Source organism: Streptomyces sp. Root431, assembly GCF_001426585.1.
GTDB classification, from domain to species: Bacteria; Actinomycetota; Actinomycetes; order Streptomycetales; family Streptomycetaceae; genus Streptomyces; species Streptomyces stackebrandtii.
Window position 1 is genome coordinate 272,184 of the sequence record NZ_LMEI01000001.1, and the last position, 20,594, is coordinate 292,777.

Sequence of the window (20,594 nt, forward strand, 5' to 3'; positions counted from 1 at the left end):
TTGCCATCGGCGTCCCGGACCAGCTTCTGGCTGACCCTGGTGCTGTAGGTGCCGCCGGTGACCGACTGCGGATCCTTCTTGGCGTCCGTCATGTACGGAGCCGGGATCACCATCACCGGAGTACCCGGAGCCTCGCCGAAGAAGGCGATCGAGCCGTCCTTGCGGGTCTTCGGCGTCAGACCGCCCTCGGTGCCCAGGGCGAAGGTGAACGACACCGGTCCTGCCGGGCGTTCGGCGAGGACGATGTCCTCCTTCACCTGGCCGTTGCCGACCCGGTACGACAGGTCCGCGCCGGAGACGGCGTCCTTGTAGACGACCCGGTCGCCCTTCGCCTCCGGCTTGAGCGCGCCGACGCCTGCGCCGGTCAGGCCGAACGTGACCGCCCCGCCGCCCTCCGCCTCGAAGCGCATGAACTTCTCCGCGTCGGAGCCGAACCAGCTCTTCCCGGCGTTCGCGGTGTTGGCGAAGTCGAAGCCCTTGTCGCGGGTGGCGCGCACGGTGGTCTCGACCGGCTTCCAGGAACTCCCGGACCGGTACGAGGTCGGCACCGCCGTCAGCTCGGCCTCGATGCGGCCGTCGGAGAGCTGCCAGAAACGCGCCTGCGAGGTGCGCCTGTCCGTCAGCTCCTTGACCCGCTTCGCCTTCGGGAGCTTCTCGCCCTTCGGCAGCTTCTCCCGGCTGGGTATCTCCGACGCCCCGCCGACGGGCGGAACAGCCGGTTCCTCACCGTCGTCCGAGAACCAGCCCGAGATCGTGTCGAAGACACCGGTGTCGTCGCCCGTGGACGGCGATGATTGAGCCGCATATGCGGCCTGCGGCAACAGCGTGCCCGCTATCGCCGATACGACCAGACAGGAGAGGATTCTCCTGTGTGGAACTTTCACCACGAAACCTTTCGGTATCGGCGCGCTCGCGCCACTGCACGCGAAATGGGCACGCCGAACGAGCCGGAGCGGAGGTTTCCGCCCGGCTTGGTGCAATGCGAGCCCCATCGCGAGAAGCAGAAAGGATGCGAGCTCGCGGAGTCGCGGTGGGGTTTCTAGTCAGCCTTCTGACGTCAAGTCAACCCTGGTGACATTAGGGACAATCGAGCGCCCTGAAGGGGTTCTGTTCGCCCGATTCTTCCGCCCGCTCGCGCCTGACCGGTGGCGTGGTGTATAACCGCCCGATTCATCTGTCAGTCCATCGGAAGCCGGGCCCTTTCATGCCATCCAGCGAAATCGCTGTAAACACCGAACAGCAGGAGAGCGAACACGAGAGCACCGAGGGCTCGCCGGACCGGCGGGGGCTGCTGGTCGCCGGAATCGTCCTGCTCGCCTGCCTAGGATTGGCGGGCTACGGCATGCTCGACACCGATGAGCAGCCGAGGCCGCAAGCTGCGCCAACGGTCGAGGTGATGTACGAGGTCACGGGCACGGGGACCGCCGAGATCTCCTACGCCGCTCGCAGCGAGGACGGCATGGACACGGTCGAGAAGGACGTCACCCTCCCCTGGAGGAAGTCAGTTCGGGCGCCTCTCGGCAAGGCCCCGACCGTCGCTGTCGTCCTCGATGGAAAGGGCGGACAGGCGGCCTGCACACTGGCGATCCGCGGCAAGCACGTCCAGCGCGCCACCGCCACGGGAGAGTTCGGACGCGCCACGTGTTCCGGCGAGCCACTTACCGGCGAGCCGAATTCCGGCGAGCTGCTTTCCGGCGACGGCGAAGACTGACGGGCCCGACTTCAGGGAACTCACTGTCCGGTTTGCGCGCTCGGGTGCACCGGAGCGGGCAGATCGTGTATAACCGCCGAGCTGTGCGGCGGGCATTCGGGGTTCGAACTCTCGGAAACCACAATGCGATTGACGCCGAAGGGTTTCTGAATCCGTGCTGCCGACCTCGTTTCCCGTACCACGGCATGAACAGCCGTCGGCGACCGGCCACCGCGCATACTGATCAGCTGCTCACAAGGGATGGGACATTGAGTCCAAGAGGAGCCCGCGCCAGGCGGGCGAACGGTAAGAAGCACGCGACGTGGCTCGCGGCAGGAGTCGTCGTCCTGGGAGGCACGGGGGTGACCGCCGTCGCCGCCTCGGCCGGTGGCGAGGACACCGGGCCGGGTGAGGGGACGCAGTCGGCGAAGGCGCACGTGCTGGCCCTGGACGGCAAGGACCCCAGGAAGCGCGCGCTCCCGCGCACCGGGACACAGACGTTCTCGCTCATCGGCGTCTCGTGGGCGGACAGCAGCGACACCTTCGAGGGCACCGCTCAGATCCGTACCCGCAAGGCCGCCACCGGCGAGTGGAGCGAATGGCGGGACCTCGACCTCGACGTACGGGCGCCGGAATCCACCGAGGGCGAAGAGCCGGACGTGCGGGGCGCCTCGGAGCCGCTGTGGGTCGGCCCGTCGGACGGGGTCGAGGCGCGGGTCGTCGCAGACGGCGAAGAGACCGCGGTGCCCGATGCGCTCCGCCTCGACATGATCGACCCCGGCGAGACCGTCAAGGGCAAGGGCAGCGACGGCAGGAAGGTGAGCGGAAAGGGGGGCGGCAAGCCCACCGTCTCTCCCGACGCCACGCAGGCCACCCCCACCGGCCCCGCACCGGAGCCTTCCGATCCCGCACCGACCGACGCGTCGACGACAGTCGCGCCCAGCAACACTCCTGGCGACACGACAGGGGACTCCGGCAGCGGCGAGGCATCGCAGCCTCCGACCGAGGAGCCGACGGGTTCGACCGGTACGCCCGAGGACCCGACTCCGTCCACCGCCCCGACCGAGTCCGCCCCGGGCACGGACCCGACGGACGCGCCGACGGACGCACCCACCGGGACTCCGACCGACGGGCCCACCGAAGGACCCTCGACCGAGCCCCCCACCAGCGAAGCCCCTACGGACCCGACCCCCAGCACGGTGCCCACGCAGGAGCCCACCGGACCCGCTCCCACCACCGAGCCGCCCCAAACCCCCGCACCCAGCACCACCACTCCGACCGCTCCGACCGCTCCCGCCATCGTCAGCCGTGCCGACTGGGGCGCGGACGAGTCGCTCGTCCAAGACCCGCCCTCGTACCTGAACAAGGTCGACGCCGTCTTCGTCCACCACACCGCCGGGACGAACGACTACACCTGCGCCGACTCTCCGGCCATCATCCGCGCGATCCTCACGTACCACGTGCGGACGAACGGCTGGAACGACATCGGCTACAACTTCTTCGTCGACAAGTGCGGAACGGTCTTCGAGGGCCGGGCGGGCGGCGTGGACCGGCCCGTCCTCGGGGCACACACCTACGGGTTCAACAGCTACTCCTCGGGCATCTCCCTGCTCGGCAACTACGAGACCGGCGGCACGCCGACGGCCGCGGCCCAGAAGGCCATCGCCGACCTCGCCGCCTGGAAGCTCGGTCTGCACGGCGTCGACCCGGAGGCCAAGGTGACACTCACCGCCGCCGCCGACACCGGCGTGTGGACGAAGGGCCAAGCCGCCACGCTGAACACCATCTCCGGACACCGCGACGGCTACGCCACGCTCTGTCCCGGCGCGACCCTCTATTCCGCGCTCCCGGGAATCCGTACGGCCGCGGGCAGTTCCCCGTACGCCACCGGAAACTGACGAGCACGACCACCACGAACACACCGGCGGCCGGGACCCTCACAGGTCCCGGCCGCCTGGCGTCGCACGGTGCGACTCAGCCGATGGCTATCCGCGGGTTCGCCGACGGCTTGACCCAGCCCATGAAGCGGTCCATCGTCGCCCGCGGCACCGACACACAGCCGGCCGTCGCGCCGTTTCCGTTGACGTGCAGGAAGATCCCGGCACCGCGGCCGGGCACGGCGGGCCACCGGTTGAAGTTGATGACCAGCGCCTTGGCGTACTGCGTCGGGTAGTTGATCAGATGCTCGCTACCGCGCTCTCCGGACTCGGTGAGCGGGAAGTCCGCACCCTCCGCGGTATGCATCTGGTTGTAGAACTTCGACTCCGGGTCCTGCACCCACCAGTGGCGGTCGTCGACCTTGGTGTACGGCATGGCGGTCCCACCGGACTCGACCCCGAAGCCCTCGGTGATCGTGTACGTGCCCGAGGGCGTGGTGTACGTGCTCTGCCGGCGGGTCGCGCCGTCCACGACACCGTTGGAGCCGACGCGTCCGGCGCTCGTGGAGAACTGCGCCTTCCAGCCGGAGGAGCCCTTCTGCCACGCGGTGACAGTGGCGTACGAGCCGCCGGCCTTGACCGTGATGACCTGCGTCGCGTTCCCCACTTCCACCGGCACGGGGAAATCCGGCGCCACGGCGGGCGCGGACGTCTGCCCCCCGGACCCGCTGCCCGTCCCGCCGCCGACCGAGGTACCCGCGGGCTTCGTCGTGGGAGCCGTGCTTCCGGACGGCTCGGCAGAGGCGGACGGGGACGCGGAGGGCGCCACGGAGGGGGATGCCGAGGTGGAGGGTGACACCGAGGCAGAGGGTTCCGCCGAGGTGGCAGCAGATGCGGAGCGTGACGCCGAGGTGGTGGCGGAGGGCGAGGCGTCCGGACTCGCCGGCGCCGAGCTGTCCCCCGCGGCCTGGTCGTCCAGGTCGGCACCAGGCGCGGCGGAGACCGCGGAACCGGCGGGCTCCTTCTGGTCGCCACAGGCCGATACGAGAGTCATCGCCCCCACGACGGCCAGCACGGACGCATAGCTACGGGAAGAACGCAGCACGGAATCAATCCTCGGTTCGTCGAAACAGCGCGGCGAACACCACCGCGCGTCAATGCGGCCCGGTTATACAGGTTCCGCGCTCGTCGACACCAAGCAGCAGACATTACGGACAGTCGCCGGCGGCGCCGGCCACGTTCCGGACCGCGAGCCTGGTCTGGTGCTGCCCACGCCACAGCGGACTCACCTCGGCGATGAGTTCAAAGGAGCAAACATTCAGCACAGTGTGCGGCGTGTCACACGCGGGGGCCTCGGGATCGCCATGGGATCATCGTCGTGGCTCCACACCCAGGTTCCACCCAAACCCCAGGCCAAGAAGGTCAAGGCCCGGTGGGGCAGACCGGAAGCACGCGTTTCGCCTCACCGACGCGAGGCGATCGCCGCACGCGAAAGCACCCCTTCCGGGGCGTCTTCGCAGGTCAGAACGTTTTTCTATGGTGGGGCGGGTGGGACTCGAACCCACGGCCGACGGATTGTGAGTCTTTGGGATCTTGGCGGCCCTTGGCGTTCAGTGATCAGGATTGACGTTTCGCCTGGTCAGGATGGGTGTAAGTGCTTCACTCTCTCCTATCCTTGTAAGTCCTTTCCTGTCCTTGCGCCCAAACCCTGTCCAAACCCGTCCCATCCGCCGGCGGCTCGGCAGCCTGTGTGAGCGTCGTGCCAGCTCAGCAGGTTGGCTCAGACTTGCGCGCGGCAGATTCTCCTTCCCATGCGCAGAGGCTCCGCCCCGTACAGAGTGCGGATCCCATGGACCGGGCTGCCCGACCCCGTGCGCTTGCGCGAGTTCGGCTATATCTGCCGGCGGCTGCCTGGTTGACGTAGGGGATGCCGATGATGGACGGCTTGTCCGCCTTGAGCCAGCCTCCGGTGAGTGAACTGGCGGAGGTGACCAGGGAGTCGCGGTCGACATCTCTGCCGGAGGGCTTGCCCTTACGGAGCATGAGTCCTTGGTCGGCGACGGCGCCCTGGAACAGGAGGTCAGGAGTGAGGTCACCGTTGAAGTCGTCGACGGTGACGATCGCGGCCGGTCCAGGTGCCGCCGTTGATGAAGCGAGATCGCGAGAAGGAGGAGGCCTCGACAAGGCCGGATCGAGCTTGCGTAGTGGAAGGAACACTGTGGGAAACGCTGGCAGGTTCACACCCAATGCGAGTGTCCATGCGGAGTTGAACTACGCCCTTCCGGAAGGAGGAGGAGGCTACCGACGCCTGGTGGAGGAGTGGTTCATCGACGCTGCCGGGAGTTTGAGCGGGGCAGCACTGGACCCGTTCGTGCATGGCCTCGACCTATCGGGGCGTGGAGCGGTGCTGGGTACGTCGGGAGTGCCGTACGGCGAACCCGGCGAATTGTGGGGAAGTCTGTTGACCACGAAAACGGCCCGTGGCAGGCGCACGCGTTCCAGCCGGGCCTGGTCGCCGGCGGAGTGGGAGTCGTTCTTCGACGGTCTTGAGAAGGTCCCCTTCGAGGTGACACTCAAGCTGACGCGGCTCGGTTCGGACGGGTACCCCGCGGGCCCCTGGTTGAAGGTCACCGCCGAGCGGGACATCGAGGCCCCCGAGTGGGTGCGGCTCATGGCCGATCGATCCTCGGAGGAGTTCTTCGCCCCGGATCACTCTCCCGACGTCCAGCGGCAGTGGACCGCGTTCCTGCGCCGCCGGCTGGAGGGGGCAGGGCAGACCTGTCTGTTCGGGTGTTTGACGGACGATGTCGAGACGACGACTCAGCGGACGGCTCTGGAAGCCTCGCTGGGGTTGTTCCAGGACGAGACCGTCCCCGAGCTCGACACCACGCTGCGCGGCTACTCGTGGACCACCGTGTGCTCGCCCGGTGTCGCGAGCCGTCTCGGAGGCCCTGCCACGCTAAGCGCCACAGGAGCGTTCACGACAGTCACGGAGCTGACCGACGGCGGCTTGGTGCTGCAGGCGACCGAGGACTTCCGCGGCTACACGCCCGACCGGATCGCCATGGTCTACCGGCAGCTGCGGGCGGTGCTACCGCCCGGCGAACCGGTGGGCGGACTCTCCGACATGACTCCCAGGCTCGTCTTCGGAAGCCCTGAAGCGCGATAGAGTCCGCCTCCACGCAGACAGGGCACAGGCGGCTTGTTCCGGCGCCGACTTGAGGGCCGAGTACACGTAGGTCACGGGTTGAGGCGGACAGTCGCTTCCGGCAGCACTCGCCAATCAGGCAGCACTCTTCCGTTCGGTCGGCGTCCAGGCCCTGGGCACAGCACTGGCAGGTGGTACGGAGTCGGTCGAGGACGTGCCTACGGCCTTGGCGGTGAGGCGCGCAATCTTCCTGGTGCCGAGGCCGGGAATGAGGTGGAGGCGGCGTAGCGGGTGTGGGTGTCCTCGCGGAGCCGGTGTACGGCGACGCTGCCGAGGTGATCAATGAGCGGTGCACCAAGAGAGGCGGCTGAACGTCCTGTGGGTCGAGACCCAGTGCCGTTCACCGGGGCCCACGGCCGAACCTCGCGGTGCTCGGTTCGTACTCTCGCGGATCACGACGGCGGAGGCTGTGGGGTGGATCACAGGGGGCTGGACGGGGCCGGGCTTGCGGCGTCCGGGTGACTTGGGCGTGTCGCACCACTCGCGTCCAAACACTCTGTCCCAACAATGGTGGGACGCCACGGCGAAGGCTCTGTGTGAGCGCGGTGAGAGTCGTCCGACCAGGAAAAGTCCCTGGTCAGATCGATTCTGCTGCACCGTGCGGTGGTGGGGCGGGTGGGACTCGAACCCACGGCCGACGGATTATGAGTCCGCTGCTCTAACCGGCTGAGCTACCGCCCCGAACGGTGAGGCGCGTACATGTGTGCGCGCCGTCTGCCGCAGCATAGCCGCTCATACGATCTCCTGCTCCGGAAGATCGGCTCTGCTGACCATGAAGACCGCGCCGCGCCGCACATGGTTCCCCCGGACGCAAAAAAGGACCCCGAAGGGTCCCTTTTTCTTCTGCTCCCCCGACTGGACTCGAACCAGTAACCTGCCGGTTAACAGCCGGCTGCTCTGCCAATTGAGCTACAGGGGATCGCGCTCCCCCGACTGGACTCGAACCAGTAACCTGCCGGTTAACAGCCGGCTGCTCTGCCAATTGAGCTACAGGGGATTGCTGCGTTGCATCGAACGTACCCAGTCCGGCCGAACCGGGAGGGCGCTCGCTCGCTGCGAGACATACATTAGCGCAAGCAGGGGGGTGCTCCGCCAATCGGTATCCCCAGGGCCTCCAGGGAAGGATCGCAGCCTTGCGGTACAAGCTGACGTTCGTCGTGGGACTTGCCCTCGGTTACGTGATCGGCACGCGAGCCGGACGCGAGCGCTACGAGCAGATGAAGAAGTCGGCCAGGGACTTCGCGCAGAACCCGGCCGTGCGCAACGCCGCCGAGTCCGCCGCCCAGACAGGGCGGCAGGTCGCGGGCAAGGCCGCGCACGTCGTGGGCGAGAAGGTGGGCGACAAGTTGCCGTCCTCGGTGACCGACCGGGTCCACGCGATGCGCGAGCGCAGCCGCGGGAACGGGCGCGTCGAGGACGACGACTGGGGCACCACCAACACCTGATCCCCGTCCGGCCCCCGCGTGCGGCAGAATCAAGTGCCATGGGGATAGTCGCCGGACTCGACAGCTCTGCAGGATTCACCCGCATCGTCGTCTGTGACGCGGACACGGGTGCCGTACTGCGCCAGGGGTACGCCCCTCACCAGGGCGATCCGAAGGCGGCCGAGGTCGATCCGCAGACCTGGCTGCTCTCGCTCGGGGAGGCCGCCACCGGCGGGCTCCTGGAGGGCGTGCAGGCCATCGGCGTCTCCGCGCAGCAGCACGGGCTCGTGCCGCTCGACGCGCAGGGCGGTCTCGTGCGGCCCGCGCTCGTCGGCAACGACAAGCGGGCGCAGGTCGCCGCCGCCGATCTCGTCGAGTCGCTGGGCGGCCGCCAGGCGTGGGCCGAGGCCGTGGGCTGCGTCCCGGGGTCCGGGCAGCCCGTCGCCAAGCTGCGCTGGCTGGCCCGTACGGAACCCGAGAACGCCCAGCGGACCGCGGCCGTCCTCCAGCCGCACGACTGGCTGGTCTGGCAGCTCCTCGGCCGCCCCGCCCGGCGCACCACCGACCGCGGCGCCGCCTCCGGCACCGGCTACTGGTCGCCCGGCACGGGCGCGTACCGCCCCGACCTCGTGGAGCTGGCGCTCGGGCACCAGGCCGTGCTGCCCGAGGTCCTCGGCCCGGCCGAGGCCGCCGGCACCACCCCCGAGGGGCTCCTGATCTCCGCCGGTACCGGCGAGACGATGGCCGCCGCGCTCGGCCTCGGGCTCGGCCCCGGCGACGCGGTGGTCTCGCTCGGCGCCTCCGGCTCCGTGATGGCCGTCCACCACGAGGCCCTCGCCGACCCCGGCGGCATGATCACCTCCTTCGCCGACGCCACCGGCATGCACCTGCCCGTCGTCCCCACCTCCAACGCGGTGCGGGCCCTGCGCGGCACCGCCGAGATGCTGGGCGCCGAGTCGCTGGACGAGCTGTCCGCGCTCGCGCTCAAGTCGACGCCCGGCGCCTCCGGGCTCGTTCTCCTGCCGTATCTCGAAGGCGAGCGCACCCCCAACCTGCCGCACACCGCGGGCACGCTCAGCGGGCTGCGGCGCGAGTCGATGAAGCCCGAGCACCTGGCGCGGGCCGCGTTCGAGGGCATGCTCTGCGCGCTCGCCGACGCCATGGACGTCCTGCGCGGGCGCGGGGTCGAGGTGCGGCGGATCTTCCTGCTCGGCGCCGCGGCCGGCCTCCCGGCCGTCCAGGCCCTCGCTCCGGCCCTCTTCGGCGCTCAGGTCGTCGTCCCCCAGCCGGCCGACTACGCGGCGCTCGGCGCGGCCCGGCAGGCCGCCTGGGCCCTCGGGGTCGCGCACGGCACGCTGTCGCCCTCCGCTCCCCCGGCCTGGCAGGGTGCGGCCGCGCAGGTCCTGGAGCCGGGCGAGGAGCTGGCCGCGGGGCAGGCCGTGCGGCAGCAGTACGTGGCCACGCGGGAGCAGATCCACCCGGGAGCCTTCGGGCAGTAGTCAGCAGTCGGTAGGCCGTAGCCGGTAGGCCGTAGGCGGTAGTCGGTAGGCCGTAGTCGGTAGCCGGTCCGCTCCCGGGCAGCGGATCCGCCCGAGGGACCTCGGTCGTCGGCGCCGTCCCCAAACCCCTCGTTCGTAAAGTCTTTCCCAGGGCTCGTCCCTGCCCCGGAAACCGAGTCGTCTCGCGGAAGGGTGCGGGCGATAGTAGGTCCCGTGCTCATAAGACTTCTCCGAACCCACCTCCGGCCCTACCGAAAACCCATCGCGCTGCTCGTCCTGCTCCAGTTCCTGCAGACCTGCGCGAGCCTCTACCTGCCGACCCTGAACGCCGACATCATCGACAACGGTGTCGTCAACGGGGACACCGGCTACATCCTGCGTTTCGGCGCGCTGATGGTCGGCGTCTCGATCGTGCAGGTCGTCTGCAACATCGGGGCTGTCTACTACGGCGCCCGGACGGCCTCCGCCCTCGGCAGGGACGTACGCGGTGCGATCTTCGACCGGGTGCAGTCGTTCTCCGCCCGGGAGCTCGGGCACTTCGGCGCGCCCTCGCTGATCACCCGTACGACCAATGACGTGCAGCAGGTCCAGATGCTGGTCCTGATGGCGTTCACCCTGATGGTCTCCGCGCCGATCATGTGTGTCGGCGGCATCGTGATGGCCCTCGGTCAGGACGTGCCGCTGTCGGCCGTGCTGCTCGCGGTGGTGCCGGTCCTCGGCGTCTCCGTCACCCTCATCGTCCGGCGGATGCGGCCGCTCTTCCGGACCATGCAGGAGCGCCTCGACACGGTGAACCGGGTGCTGCGCGAGCAGATCACCGGCAACCGCGTCATCCGGGCCTTCGTGAAGGACGGGTACGAGGAGGAGCGGTTCCGGCGGGCCAACGCCGATCTGACGGACGTGTCGATGGCGACGGGCCGGCTGATGGCGCTGATGTTCCCGGTCGTGATGACCGTCGTGAACGTCTCCAGCGTGGCCGTCGTGTGGTTCGGCGCGCACCGCATCGACAGCGGCGGGATGCAGATCGGCGCGCTGACCGCGTTCCTCGCCTATCTGATGCAGATCGTGATGGCGGTCATGATGGCCACCTTCATGTTCATGATGGTGCCGCGGGCCGAGGTGTGTGCCGAGCGCATCGAGGAGGTCCTCGCGACCGAGTCCAGCGTCGTGCCGCCGGCCGAGCCGGTGACGACCCTCGACCGGCGCGGGCACCTGGAGGTCAAGAGCGCGGACTTCCGTTACCCGGGTGCCGAGGAGTCGGTCCTCAAGGACGTCGGGCTCGTCGCCCGGCCCGGCGAGACCACCGCGATCATCGGGTCCACGGGCAGCGGCAAGTCGACGCTCCTCGGGCTCGTCCCGCGGCTCTTCGACGCGACCGGCGGCGAGGTCCTCGTCGACGGCGTCGACGTGCGGAAGCTCGACCCCGTGCTGATGGCGAAGACGGTGAGCCTGGTGCCGCAGAAGCCGTACCTGTTCTCCGGGACGGTGGCGACGAACCTGCGGTACGGGAAGCCCGACGCGAGCGACGAGGAGCTCTGGCACGCCCTCGAGAACGGGCTGAACGCCCCGATCGCGCAGGGCGGCACGAACGTCTCCGGCGGTCAGCGGCAGCGGCTCGCGATCGCGCGGACGCTGGTGCAGAAGCCGGAGATCTATCTCTTCGACGATTCGTTCTCGGCACTCGACTACGAGACGGACGCCCTGCTGCGCGAGGCGCTCCGGCGGGAGACCGCGGACTCGACGGTGGTGATCGTCGCCCAGCGGGTGGCGACCATCCGGGACGCGGACCGGATCGTCGTCCTCGACGAGGGCCGGGTCGTCGGCACGGGCCGGCACCAGGAGCTGATGGCGGAGAACGAGACGTACCGGGAGATCGTGCTCTCCCAGCTGACCGAGGCGGAGGCAGCCTGATGGCCGGTCCTGGCGGACGCATGATGGCCGGTGGCGGCCCCGACCAGCGGTCGATGGATTTCAAGAACTCGGGCAAGCGGCTGCTCAAGCAGCTGGCGCCCGAGCGCGCCACGCTCTGGGTGATGCTGCTCGCGGGTGTGCTGTCGGTGGCGGCCTCCGTGGTCGGGCCGAAGATCCTCGGCAAGGCGACCGACCTCGTCTTCGCGGGTGTCGTCGGGCGGCAGACGGCCGACGCCTCCTCGAAGGCGGAGGCGATCGCGGGGCTCCGCGCGTCGGGCGACTCCGGTATGGCGGACATGCTGTCCGGGGTCGACTTCACCCCCGGGCAGGGCATCGACTTCGGCGCGGTCGGCGAGGTCCTGCTCTGGGTCCTCGCGGTCTACGTGGCGGCGGGCCTGCTCATGCTGGTCTCCACCCGCCTGTCGATCAAGGTGATCAACCGGACGGTCTTCCGCATGCGGGAGGACGTCCAGACGAAGCTGGCGCGGCTGCCCCTGTCGTACTTCGACAAGGCGAAGCGCGGCGAGGTGCTGTCCCGGGCGACGAACGACATCGACAACATCTCGCAGACGCTCCAGCAGTCGATGGGCCAGCTGATCAACTCGCTGCTCACGATCGTCGGCGTGCTGGCGATGATGTTCTGGATCTCGCCGCTGCTCGCGCTCGTGGCGATCGTCACGGTGCCGGTCTCGGTCTTCGTCGCGGCGAAAATCGGCAAGCGCTCGCAGCCGCACTTCGTGCAGCAGTGGAAGTCCACGGGCACGCTCAACGCGCACATCGAGGAGATGTACACCGGGCACAACCTGGTGAAGGTCTTCGGCCGGCAGGCGGAGTCCGCTCAGGACTTCCGCGAGCAGAACGAGGCGCTGTACGAGGCCGGGTTCAAGGCGCAGTTCAACAGCGGTGTGATGCAGCCGGTGATGTTCTTCGTCTCGAACATCAACTACGTCCTGGTGGCCGTCGTCGGCGGTCTGCGGGTGGCGAGCGGCACGCTCTCCATCGGTGACGTGCAGGCCTTCATCCAGTACTCGCGCCAGTTCTCGATGCCGCTGACGCAGGTCGCGTCGATGGCGAACCTGGTGCAGTCGGGCGTGGCCTCGGCGGAGCGGGTCTTCGAGCTCCTCGACGCGGAGGAGCAGGAGCCGGACTCCCCGGCGAGCGAGCACCCGGTGGACCTCAAGGGCAAGGTAGCCCTGGAGGGGGTGTCCTTCCGTTACGAGGCCGACAAGCCGCTCATCGAGGACCTGTCGCTCACGGTGGAGCCGGGCCAGACGGTCGCGATCGTCGGACCGACGGGCGCCGGCAAGACGACCCTGGTGAACCTGCTGATGCGGTTCTACGAGGTCACGGGCGGCCGGATCTCCCTGGACGGGACGGACATCGCGAAGATGTCCCGCGAGGACCTGCGCAGGGGCATCGGCATGGTCCTCCAGGACACGTGGCTCTTCGGCGGCACCATCGCGGACAACATCGCGTACGGCGCGACGCGCGAGGTGACCCGGGAGGAGATCGAGGAGGCCGCGCGGGCCGCGCACGCCGACCGGTTCGTCCGTACGCTCCCCGAGGGGTACGACACGGTCATCGACGACGACGGGGCCGGGGTCAGCGCGGGCGAGAAGCAGCTGATCACCATCGCCCGGGCGTTCCTGTCCGACCCGGTGATACTCGTCCTCGACGAGGCCACCAGCTCGGTGGACACCCGTACCGAGGTGCTGATCCAGAAGGCGATGGCCCGACTGGCCCACGGGCGCACGTCGTTCGTCATCGCGCACCGGCTCTCCACGATCCGGGACGCGGACGTGATCCTGGTGATGGAGAGCGGATCGATCGTCGAACAGGGCACGCACGAGGAGCTGTTGCTGTCCGGTGGGGCCTATGCCCGGCTGTACGCGGCGCAGTTCGCGCAGGCGGTCGCCGAGGTCGACTGACCGGGCCGTGACCTGTGTGTGACCCGTGCCGCATGATGTGCGGCATGGGTCACACAAGCGAGAGTTCCTGGGTGCCGTCGGTCACCCTTCTGGTCGGCGTCGGGAGCGAGGGCATATCGGCGCTGCTGCTCGGCGCGGACGGCCGGGTCCGCGGGGACGCGGACATGGTCTTCGAGGGCCAGCCCGTCCACCCGTCCGGCGCGGTGCGGCACACGAAGCGGTCGCTCTCCCTCGCGCTGCACGAGGTGGAGCCGGAGGTCGAGCGCATCGTGATCGCCGGTCCGGCGGTCTCCGGCTCGCTGGCCGCGATGGCCCCGGACAGGCAGGTGGTCGTCGCGTGGCTGATCGCGCGCCCGGACGACGCGAAGGCCGTCGTGTTCGGTGAGTTCTTCCGCGAGTCGGGCGGCTGGAAGTTCACCGGGATCGGGAAGGGGTACGCCTCCGGGCTCGCGGAGCTCGTCACGGCGTACGGGGTCGAGGTCGCCGAGGAGGAGCCGGTCGCGGAACCGGTGGCTCCGCCGGCCGCCGGCCCTGTCCCGCTGACGAGTGTCGCCAAGGTGCCGCCGACGCACGCGCCGTCCCCGTACAGGAAGCACCACGGAACGCCGGTCGCGGCGGGAGTCGCGGGTACGCCGGATGTACCGGGCTTGCCGGCCTTCCCGCCTGTCGAGCGGAAGCACCGGAGCGCCGAGGGTTGGGACTTCGGTCCGGTCTTCGAGCCGTTCACCGTCACAGGCCGCGCGAACGACGTCATCACCGCGGACTCCCGTGTCCCCGCCGGTCCCGTCCTCGTCGAGCTCGCGCACAAGGGCGGCGGCTACGTCGGCCTCAACCCGCTCGACGAGCGGAACAAGAGCCAGCGCTACATCTTCAATTCGACCCTGCCCGATTTCCGGGGCAGCCGGGTCACCCTGGCTCCCGAGGGCCGCCCCCTGCGGATGCGTCTCCAAGCCGACAACGAGTGGACCCTGCGGGTGAGGCCCGTCGCCGCCGCCCGCCGGCTGGAGGGAACGATCCGGGGGTATTGCTTCGAGGCCCTGCTGTACACGGGCGGACCGGCCGACCTCCAGGTGGACTTCGAGGGCGACCCGGAGACGAACGGCGGCTACATCGGCATCAACGGCTACGAGGTCGCCGGGCAGACGGACTTGACCGGTCCGCACACCCTGGTCCTGAACTCACCCGACGGCAAGGGTCGGCACACCGTCCCGATCCCGGCGGGTCCCATGCTGCTGCTCCTGCAGGCGGACGGCCCCTGGACCCTCACCGTCCGCGAAACGGGGTTCTAGTCGAGATACCCCCGCAGCTGGTCCGCGTACGCGTGGTCCCGCAGTTTGTTGAGGGTCTTGGACTCGATCTGGCGGATGCGTTCGCGCGTCACGCCGAAGATGCGGCCTATCTCCTCCAGGGTGCGGGGCCTGCCGTCGTCGAGGCCGTAGCGGAGCTGGACGACCTTCCGTTCGCGCTCGCCGAGGGTGGAGAGCACGTCCTCCAGGTGGCGGCGGAGCAGCAGGAAGGCGGCGGACTCGACGGGTGACGCGGCGTCGCCGTCCTCGATGAGGTCGCCGAGGGCGACGTCCTCCTCCTCGCCGACGGGGGCGTGCAGGGAGACCGGTTCCTGGGCGAGGCGGAGGACCTCGCCGACCCGTTCGGGGGCCAGGTCGAGCTGGGCGGCGACCTCCTCGGCGGTGGGTTCGTACCCCCGCTCCTGGAGCATGCGGCGCTGGACGCGGATGACGCGGTTGATGAGTTCGACGACGTGCACGGGGACGCGGATGGTCCGGGCCTGGTCGGCGAGGGCCCGGGACATCGCCTGGCGGATCCACCAGGTCGCGTACGTGGAGAACTTGTAGCCGCGCGCGTAGTCGAACTTCTCGACGGCCCTGATGAGGCCGAGGTTTCCCTCCTGGACGAGGTCGAGCATGGTGAGGCCGCGGCCGACGTATCGTTTGGCGACGGAGACGACGAGGCGGAGGTTGGCCTCGATGAGTTTGCGTTTGGCGATCCGGCCGAGGACGACGAGCCGGTCCAGGTCGCTCGCCAACCGGCTGTCCAGGTCGGGGGTGTTGGCGAGTTTCTCCTCGGCGAAGAGTCCGGCCTCGACGCGCCGGGCCAGGTCGACCTCCTCTTCGGCGCTGAGGAGCGGGATGCGTCCGATCTCGCGGAGGTACTGGCGGAAGAGGTCGGAGGAGGGCCCGTTGCCGCCGAGGTCCGTCCGGCGCCGCTGGACCGGGACCTCGGGGAGTTCGGCCTGCTCGTCCGGTTCGGTGGTCTGGATCTCGGTCTGCACGGCGGGCGACCTCCAGGTGGGGCGGAACGGCACCGTCATCCAGTGTGGGGTACGACACATCGCCGCCACGAGGGGCGTGCGGTGACTTTTTGAATCCGCCGGGTGACGGAACGTGCGTCAGAGGGCCGCTGCGCCGTTGTTCCGCAGGGACTGCCCGTACTGGGTGAGGACCCACAGCTCGTTCTGCACGGCCGCGAGCTGTTCCGGGTCGCCGTTGGCGCCGAGCCGGGCCAGGGTGCCCTGGACGTCGCGGATGCGGCGGTCGACGGCGCGGAGCCGGACGGTGACGAGCTGGTCGCCCGCGTAGGCCTCGTCGACGTTCTTGGCGAAGATCGTCTCGACGGCGAGCTCGGTGACGAGCGCGCGGACGCCGTCGTTGGGGGCGGCCTCGCGGACGGCGTCGAGGTAGTCGGCGGGGGCGCCGGTGGCGCCGCCGGCGTCCTGGACGCACTGGCGGACGGCCGCGTAGGGCGGGGCGGTGAACTCGTCGATGCCGTACGCGTCGAAGGCCGGGGAGACCAGTTCGGGGCGCTGGAGGGCGAGCTTGAGGAGTTCGCGCTCGGTGCGGTGGGCGGGGCTGCGCAGGTTGAGCGCGGGGCCGGAGGCGGCGGCCGCCGGGGCCGGGGTGTCGTAGCCGCGCTGCGGGGCCGGCTGCGCGGGGCCCTTGCCGCCACGGTCGCGGGCCCAGCGGGCGAGCTGTGCGACCCGCTTGACGACGAACTGGGTGTCGAGGATGCCGAGCATGCCGGCGAGCTGGACGGCGACCTCGTGCTGCGCGCCGATGTTCTTGATGCGGGCGACGACGGGGGCGGCCTCGTCGAGGGCGGCGGCGCGGCCGGCCGGGGTCTCCAGGTCGTAGCGCTTCACGATCTGGCGGAGCGCGAACTCGAAGAGGGGGGTGCGGGGCTGGACGAGTTCGACGACGGCCTGGTCGCCCTTGGCGAGCCGCAGTTCGCAGGGGTCCATGCCGTCGGGGGCGATGGCGATGTACGTCTCGGCGGCGAACTTCTGGTCGTCCTCGAAGGCGCGCAGGGCGGCCTTCTGGCCGGCGGCGTCGCCGTCGAAGGTGAAGATGACGCGGGCCGAGCCGTTGTCCATGAGGAGGCGGCGGAGGATCTTGATGTGGTCGCCGCCGAAGGCGGTGCCGCAGGTGGCGATGGCGGTGGTGACGCCGGCGAGGTGGCAGGCCATGACGTCGGTGTAGCCCTCGACGACGACGGCCCGGCTGACCTTGGCGATGTCCTTCTTGGCCAGGTCGACGCCGTAGAGCACCTGGGACTTCTTGTAGATCGGCGTCTCGGGCGTGTTGAGGTACTTGGGGCCGTTGTCGTCGTCGCGGAGCTTGCGCGCGCCGAAGCCGACGACGTCGCCGCCGACGTCCCTGATCGGCCACATGAGGCGGCCGCGGAAGCGGTCGATGGGGCCGCGGCGGCCGTCCTGGGAGAGGCCGGAGAGGATCAGTTCCTTGTCGGAGAAGCCCTTGCCGCGGAGGAAGCGGGTGAGGTGGTCCCAGCCGGCCGGCGAGTAGCCGACGCCGAAGTGGGCGGCGGCGGCCTGGTCGAAGCCGCGCTCGGCGAGGAACTTGCGGCCGATCTCGGCCTCGGGCGAGTCGAGTTGGTCGATGTAGAACTGGGTGGCGACCTTGTGGGCCTCGACGAGGCGGATGCGCTCCCCGCGCTGGTGGCCGGGGTTGTAGCCGCCTTCCTCGTACCGCAGGGTGATGCCCGCCTTCGCGGCGAGGCGCTCGACCGTCTCCGAGAAGGAGAGGTGGTCGATCTTCATCACGAAGGCGAGGGTGTCGCCGCCTTCCTGGCAGCCGAAGCAGTGGAAGAGACCCTTGCTGGGGCTGACCTGGAAGGAGGGCGACTTCTCGTCGTGGAAGGGGCAGAGGCCCTTGAGGTTGCCGCCGCCCGCGTTGCGCAGCTGGAGGTACTCGGACACGACGGCGTCGATCGGGACCGCGTCCCGGACCGCCTTCACGTCGTCATCGTTGATCCTGCCTGCCACGCATGAAGTCTACGGGCTCAGACCAGTGACTCCAGAGGTACGGAGGGGTCGGCGAGGGCCTCCGGGTCCACGGCCGTACGGGAACGGATGAGCTGCTGGATCGGCTCTGTGACGTCCCACACATTCACGTTCATGCCCGCGAGGACCCGGCCCTCCTTCAGCCAGAAGGCGATGAACTCGCGCTTGCCGGTGTCGCCGCGGACGACGACCTGGTCGTACGTGCCCGGGGGCGCCCAGCCGGAGTACTCCATGCCCAGGTCGTACTGGTCGGAGAAGAAGTAGGGCACCCGGTCGTAGGAGACGGTCTGCCCGAGCATGGCGCGGGCGGCGGCCGGGCCGCCGTTGAGGGCGTTGGCCCAGTGCTCGACGCGGAGCCGGGTGTGGAGCAGCGGGTGGTGGGCGGCGGCGACGTCGCCCGCGGCGTAGATGTCGGGGTCGGAGGTGCGCAGCGACTCGTCGACGGCGACGCCGCCGCCGTCGGCCCGGTCGACGAGGGCGAGCCCGGAGTTCTCGGCGAGGGCGGTGCGGGGGGCGGCGCCGATCGCGGCGAGCACGGCGTGCGCGGGGTGCTCCTCGCCGTCGTCGGTGCGGACGGCGAGGACCATGCCGTCCTGGCCGACGATCTCGGTGAGCTTCACGCCGAAGTGGAAGCGGACGCCGTGGTCGGTGTGGAGGTCGGCGAAGAGCTGGCCGAGCTCGGGGCCGAGGACGCGGTGGAGCGGGGTGGGCTCGTACTCGACGACGGTGACCTCGGCGCCGTAGCCGCGGGCGGCGGCGGCGACCTCCAGGCCGATCCAGCCGGCGCCGGCGATCACCAGGTGGCCGTTGTCCCGGCCGAGGGACGCGAGGACCTGGCGGAGCCGGTCGGCGTGGGCGAGCCGGCGCAGGTGGTGGACGCCGGCGAGCTCGGTGCCGGGGACGTCGAGGCGGCGCGGCTCGGCGCCGGTGGCGAGGAGCAGCTTGTCGTAGCGGATGACGGTGCCGTCGCCGAGGCGGACCGTGCGGGCCTCGCGGTCGACGGCGGTGACGGACTGGCCGAGGTGCAGCTCGACGTCGTTCGCCGCGTACCAGGCGGCCTCGTGGACGAAGACGCTGTCGCGTTCCTTGGCGCCGGTGAGGTAGCCCTTGGAGAGGGGTGGGCGCTCGTAGGGGTGGTCGCGTTCGTCGCCGATGAGGATCACCCGGCCGTTGAACCCCTCGGCGCGCAGTGTCTCCGCCGCTTTGGCCCCTGCCAGGCCCCCGCCGACGATGACAAAGGTCTGATCTGCGTCGACCACGTCGTTTCCTCCTCGTTGCGACCGGTTCCAACCTACGCCCCCGGGCGTTCGTCGGGCCGTACCGCCTCGGGGCGTGCATGCGAGCGTCCCGCACGGAAGGTGGTGAGGGAAGACCGCCCGCACGCACGCGCGGCGGGCAGGCCCTACGCGTGGTGGGGGCGGAGGCGGGCGTGGAGGGCGCGGGCGGAGGCGTCGGTGAGGTTGGCGATCTGGTCGACGATGACGCGCTTGCGGGCGCGGTCGTCGCGGGCCGCGTCGAAGGCGGCCCGGAACTGCGGTTCGAGGCCGTCGGGGGCGCGGACGACGAGGGCCTCGGCGAGTTCGGCGACGACGATGCGCTGGTCGGCGCGGAGGGCCTCCTGCTCGGCGCGCTGCATCACGTACCGGTCGGCGACGGCCTTGAGGACGGCGCATTCGTTGCGCGCCTCGCGGGGGACGACGAGCTCGGCGCCGTACCGGGTGAGGCGGCCGGAGCCGAAGGCCTGTCGGGTGGCGCCCTCGGCGGCGAGGCAGAGGCGGCCGATGAGCTGGCTGGTGGCGTCCTTGAGGCGGGCCTGGGCGACGGCCGAGCCGTCGTAGCCGTGCGGCCACCACTCCTGGTCGATGAGCCGGTCGAGGGCCTCGGCGAGCTCCTGGGGGTCGGTGTCCTCGGGGACGTAGCGGCCGATGGCGACGGACCAGATGTCGGCGCGCTCGGGCTCGGCGAAGAGCATGTTGGGGTCGATGTGGCCGGCGTGCAGGCCGTCCTCGAAGTCGTGGACGGAGTAGGCGACGTCGTCGGACCAGTCCATCACCTGGGCCTCGAAGCACTTGCGGTGGGTGGGGGCGCCCTCCCGGATCCATTCGAAGACGGGGAGGTCGTCCTCGTACACGCCGAACTTGGGCGAGCCGGGGTCGGTGGGGTGGCCGGCGCGCGGCCAGGGGTACTTGGTGGCGGCGTCGAGGGCCGCCCGGGTGAGGTTGAGCCCGACGCTGACGAGCTCGCCGTCCGCGTCCTTCACGAAGCGCTTGGGCTCGATGCGGGTGAGGAGGCGGAGCGACTGGGCGTTCCCCTCGAAGCCGCCGCAGTCCTTGGCGACGTCGTTGAGCGCCTGCTCGCCGTTGTGCCCGAAGGGCGGGTGGCCCATGTCGTGGGAGAGGCAGGCGGCCTCGACGAGGTCGGGGTCGCAGCCGAGGGCGGCGCCGAGCTCGCGGCCGACCTGGGCGCACTCCAGGGAGTGGGTGAGCCGGGTGCGGGGGCTGGCGTCCCAGGCGTGGCTGCGGGTGCCGGGGGTGACGACCTGGGTCTTGCCGGCGAGCCTGCGCAGCGCGGAGGAGTGCAGCACGCGGGCGCGGTCGCGTTGGAAGGCGGTGCGGCCGGGGCGCTTGTCGGGTTCGGGCGCCCAGCGCTCGGTCGCGGCCCGGTCGTAGCCGGGGGTGTCGGTGGTGTCCGCGCTGCCCTTGGTGTCTTCGGTGCCTTCGATGCCTTCCATGCGTCGACGGT

General features: G+C 70.1%; 14 protein-coding genes and 3 tRNA genes. 9 read left to right on the plus strand and 8 right to left on the minus strand.

The genetic code is table 11. The features are described from left to right. Positions 1-1,204 precede the first annotated feature (1,204 nt). Together ASC82_RS01240 and ASC82_RS01245 are read left to right on the plus strand one after the other, a co-directional pair. Positions 1,205-1,711: a hypothetical protein gene (locus tag ASC82_RS01240; protein WP_079038971.1), complete on the plus strand. Its 507-nt coding sequence runs from the start codon at positions 1,205-1,207 to the stop codon at positions 1,709-1,711. Positions 1,712-2,052: 341 nt separating this feature from the next. Next, positions 2,053-3,588: a peptidoglycan recognition protein gene (locus ASC82_RS01245; protein ID WP_242427510.1), complete on the plus strand. Its 1,536-nt coding sequence runs from the start codon at positions 2,053-2,055 to the stop codon at positions 3,586-3,588. 76 nt (positions 3,589-3,664) lie between these two features. On the opposite strand, the gene ASC82_RS30860 is transcribed toward ASC82_RS01245, so the two are convergent. After that, on the minus strand, positions 3,665-4,246 hold the full coding sequence (locus ASC82_RS30860) for a L,D-transpeptidase family protein (RefSeq protein WP_242427511.1): 582 nt from the start codon (positions 4,244-4,246) through the stop codon (positions 3,665-3,667). Positions 4,247-4,337: 91 nt separating this feature from the next. Between ASC82_RS30860 and ASC82_RS30865 the strand changes: the two genes are divergently transcribed. Then, on the plus strand, positions 4,338-4,652 hold the full coding sequence (locus ASC82_RS30865) for a hypothetical protein (protein WP_242427512.1): 315 nt from the start codon (positions 4,338-4,340) through the stop codon (positions 4,650-4,652). A gap of 1,226 nt (positions 4,653-5,878) precedes the next feature. Beyond that, on the plus strand, positions 5,879-6,736 hold the full coding sequence (locus ASC82_RS01260) for a hypothetical protein (protein WP_056640165.1): 858 nt from the start codon (positions 5,879-5,881) through the stop codon (positions 6,734-6,736). Positions 6,737-7,379: 643 nt separating this feature from the next. On the opposite strand, the gene ASC82_RS01265 is transcribed toward ASC82_RS01260, so the two are convergent. From ASC82_RS01265 to ASC82_RS01275, 3 genes are all read right to left on the minus strand, one after another. Beyond that, positions 7,380-7,456 (minus strand) — tRNA-Ile (locus ASC82_RS01265). A gap of 165 nt (positions 7,457-7,621) precedes the next feature. Beyond that, a tRNA-Asn gene (locus ASC82_RS01270) sits at positions 7,622-7,694 on the minus strand. A gap of 5 nt (positions 7,695-7,699) precedes the next feature. Beyond that, positions 7,700-7,772 (minus strand) — tRNA-Asn (locus ASC82_RS01275). A 136-nt stretch (positions 7,773-7,908) separates the two neighbouring features. On the opposite strand from ASC82_RS01275, the gene ASC82_RS01280 reads away from it, so the two are divergent. From ASC82_RS01280 to ASC82_RS01300, 5 genes are all read left to right on the plus strand, one after another. Beyond that, positions 7,909-8,220: a hypothetical protein gene (locus ASC82_RS01280; protein WP_056640168.1), complete on the plus strand. Its 312-nt coding sequence runs from the start codon at positions 7,909-7,911 to the stop codon at positions 8,218-8,220. A 38-nt stretch (positions 8,221-8,258) separates the two neighbouring features. Next, positions 8,259-9,698, plus strand: coding sequence for an FGGY family carbohydrate kinase (locus ASC82_RS01285; RefSeq protein ID WP_056640170.1), 1,440 nt, complete (start codon positions 8,259-8,261; stop codon positions 9,696-9,698). Positions 9,699-9,911: 213 nt separating this feature from the next. Further along, on the plus strand, positions 9,912-11,609 hold the full coding sequence (locus tag ASC82_RS01290; protein WP_056640173.1) for an ABC transporter ATP-binding protein: 1,698 nt from the start codon (positions 9,912-9,914) through the stop codon (positions 11,607-11,609). Beyond that, entirely contained in the window at positions 11,609-13,537 is a 1,929-nt protein-coding gene (locus ASC82_RS01295; RefSeq protein ID WP_056640176.1) for an ABC transporter ATP-binding protein, read from the plus strand. The genes ASC82_RS01290 and ASC82_RS01295 overlap by 1 nt, the downstream gene beginning before the upstream one ends. A gap of 44 nt (positions 13,538-13,581) precedes the next feature. After that, the gene (locus ASC82_RS01300; RefSeq protein WP_242427513.1) at positions 13,582-14,826 is read left to right on the plus strand and encodes a TerD family protein; all 1,245 of its coding nucleotides are present in this window, start codon (positions 13,582-13,584) and stop codon (positions 14,824-14,826) included. On the opposite strand, the gene ASC82_RS01305 is transcribed toward ASC82_RS01300, so the two are convergent. From ASC82_RS01305 to ASC82_RS01320, 4 genes are all read right to left on the minus strand, one after another. Further along, complete coding sequence (locus ASC82_RS01305) at positions 14,823-15,866, minus strand: RNA polymerase sigma factor (protein WP_242427514.1); 1,044 nt, start codon at positions 15,864-15,866, stop codon at positions 14,823-14,825. The two genes, ASC82_RS01300 and ASC82_RS01305, sit on opposite strands and share 4 nt — an antisense overlap. A gap of 78 nt (positions 15,867-15,944) precedes the next feature. Further along, on the minus strand, positions 15,945-17,834 hold the full coding sequence (gene dnaG / locus ASC82_RS01310) for a DNA primase (RefSeq protein ID WP_056640181.1): 1,890 nt from the start codon (positions 17,832-17,834) through the stop codon (positions 15,945-15,947). A 17-nt stretch (positions 17,835-17,851) separates the two neighbouring features. Then, positions 17,852-19,111, minus strand: coding sequence for an FAD-dependent oxidoreductase (locus ASC82_RS01315; protein ID WP_056640184.1), 1,260 nt, complete (start codon positions 19,109-19,111; stop codon positions 17,852-17,854). A gap of 143 nt (positions 19,112-19,254) precedes the next feature. After that, positions 19,255-20,583, minus strand: coding sequence for a deoxyguanosinetriphosphate triphosphohydrolase (locus ASC82_RS01320; RefSeq protein ID WP_242427515.1), 1,329 nt, complete (start codon positions 20,581-20,583; stop codon positions 19,255-19,257). Positions 20,584-20,594: the final 11 nt, after the last annotated feature.

Excerpts from the sequence above, each read along its gene's own strand:
- ASC82_RS01240 (WP_079038971.1), top strand. The coding sequence starts at position 1,205 with ATGCCATCCAGCGAAATCGCTGTAAACACCGAACAGCAGGAGAGCGAA.
- ASC82_RS01285 (WP_056640170.1), top strand. The coding sequence starts at position 8,259 with ATGGGGATAGTCGCCGGACTCGACAGCTCTGCAGGATTCACCCGCATC.
- ASC82_RS01295 (WP_056640176.1), top strand. The coding sequence starts at position 11,609 with ATGGCCGGTCCTGGCGGACGCATGATGGCCGGTGGCGGCCCCGACCAG.
- ASC82_RS01300 (WP_242427513.1), top strand. The coding sequence starts at position 13,582 with ATGGGTCACACAAGCGAGAGTTCCTGGGTGCCGTCGGTCACCCTTCTG.
- ASC82_RS01305 (WP_242427514.1), bottom strand. The coding sequence starts at position 15,866 with ATGACGGTGCCGTTCCGCCCCACCTGGAGGTCGCCCGCCGTGCAGACC.
- ASC82_RS01320 (WP_242427515.1), bottom strand. The coding sequence starts at position 20,583 with ATGGAAGGCATCGAAGGCACCGAAGACACCAAGGGCAGCGCGGACACC.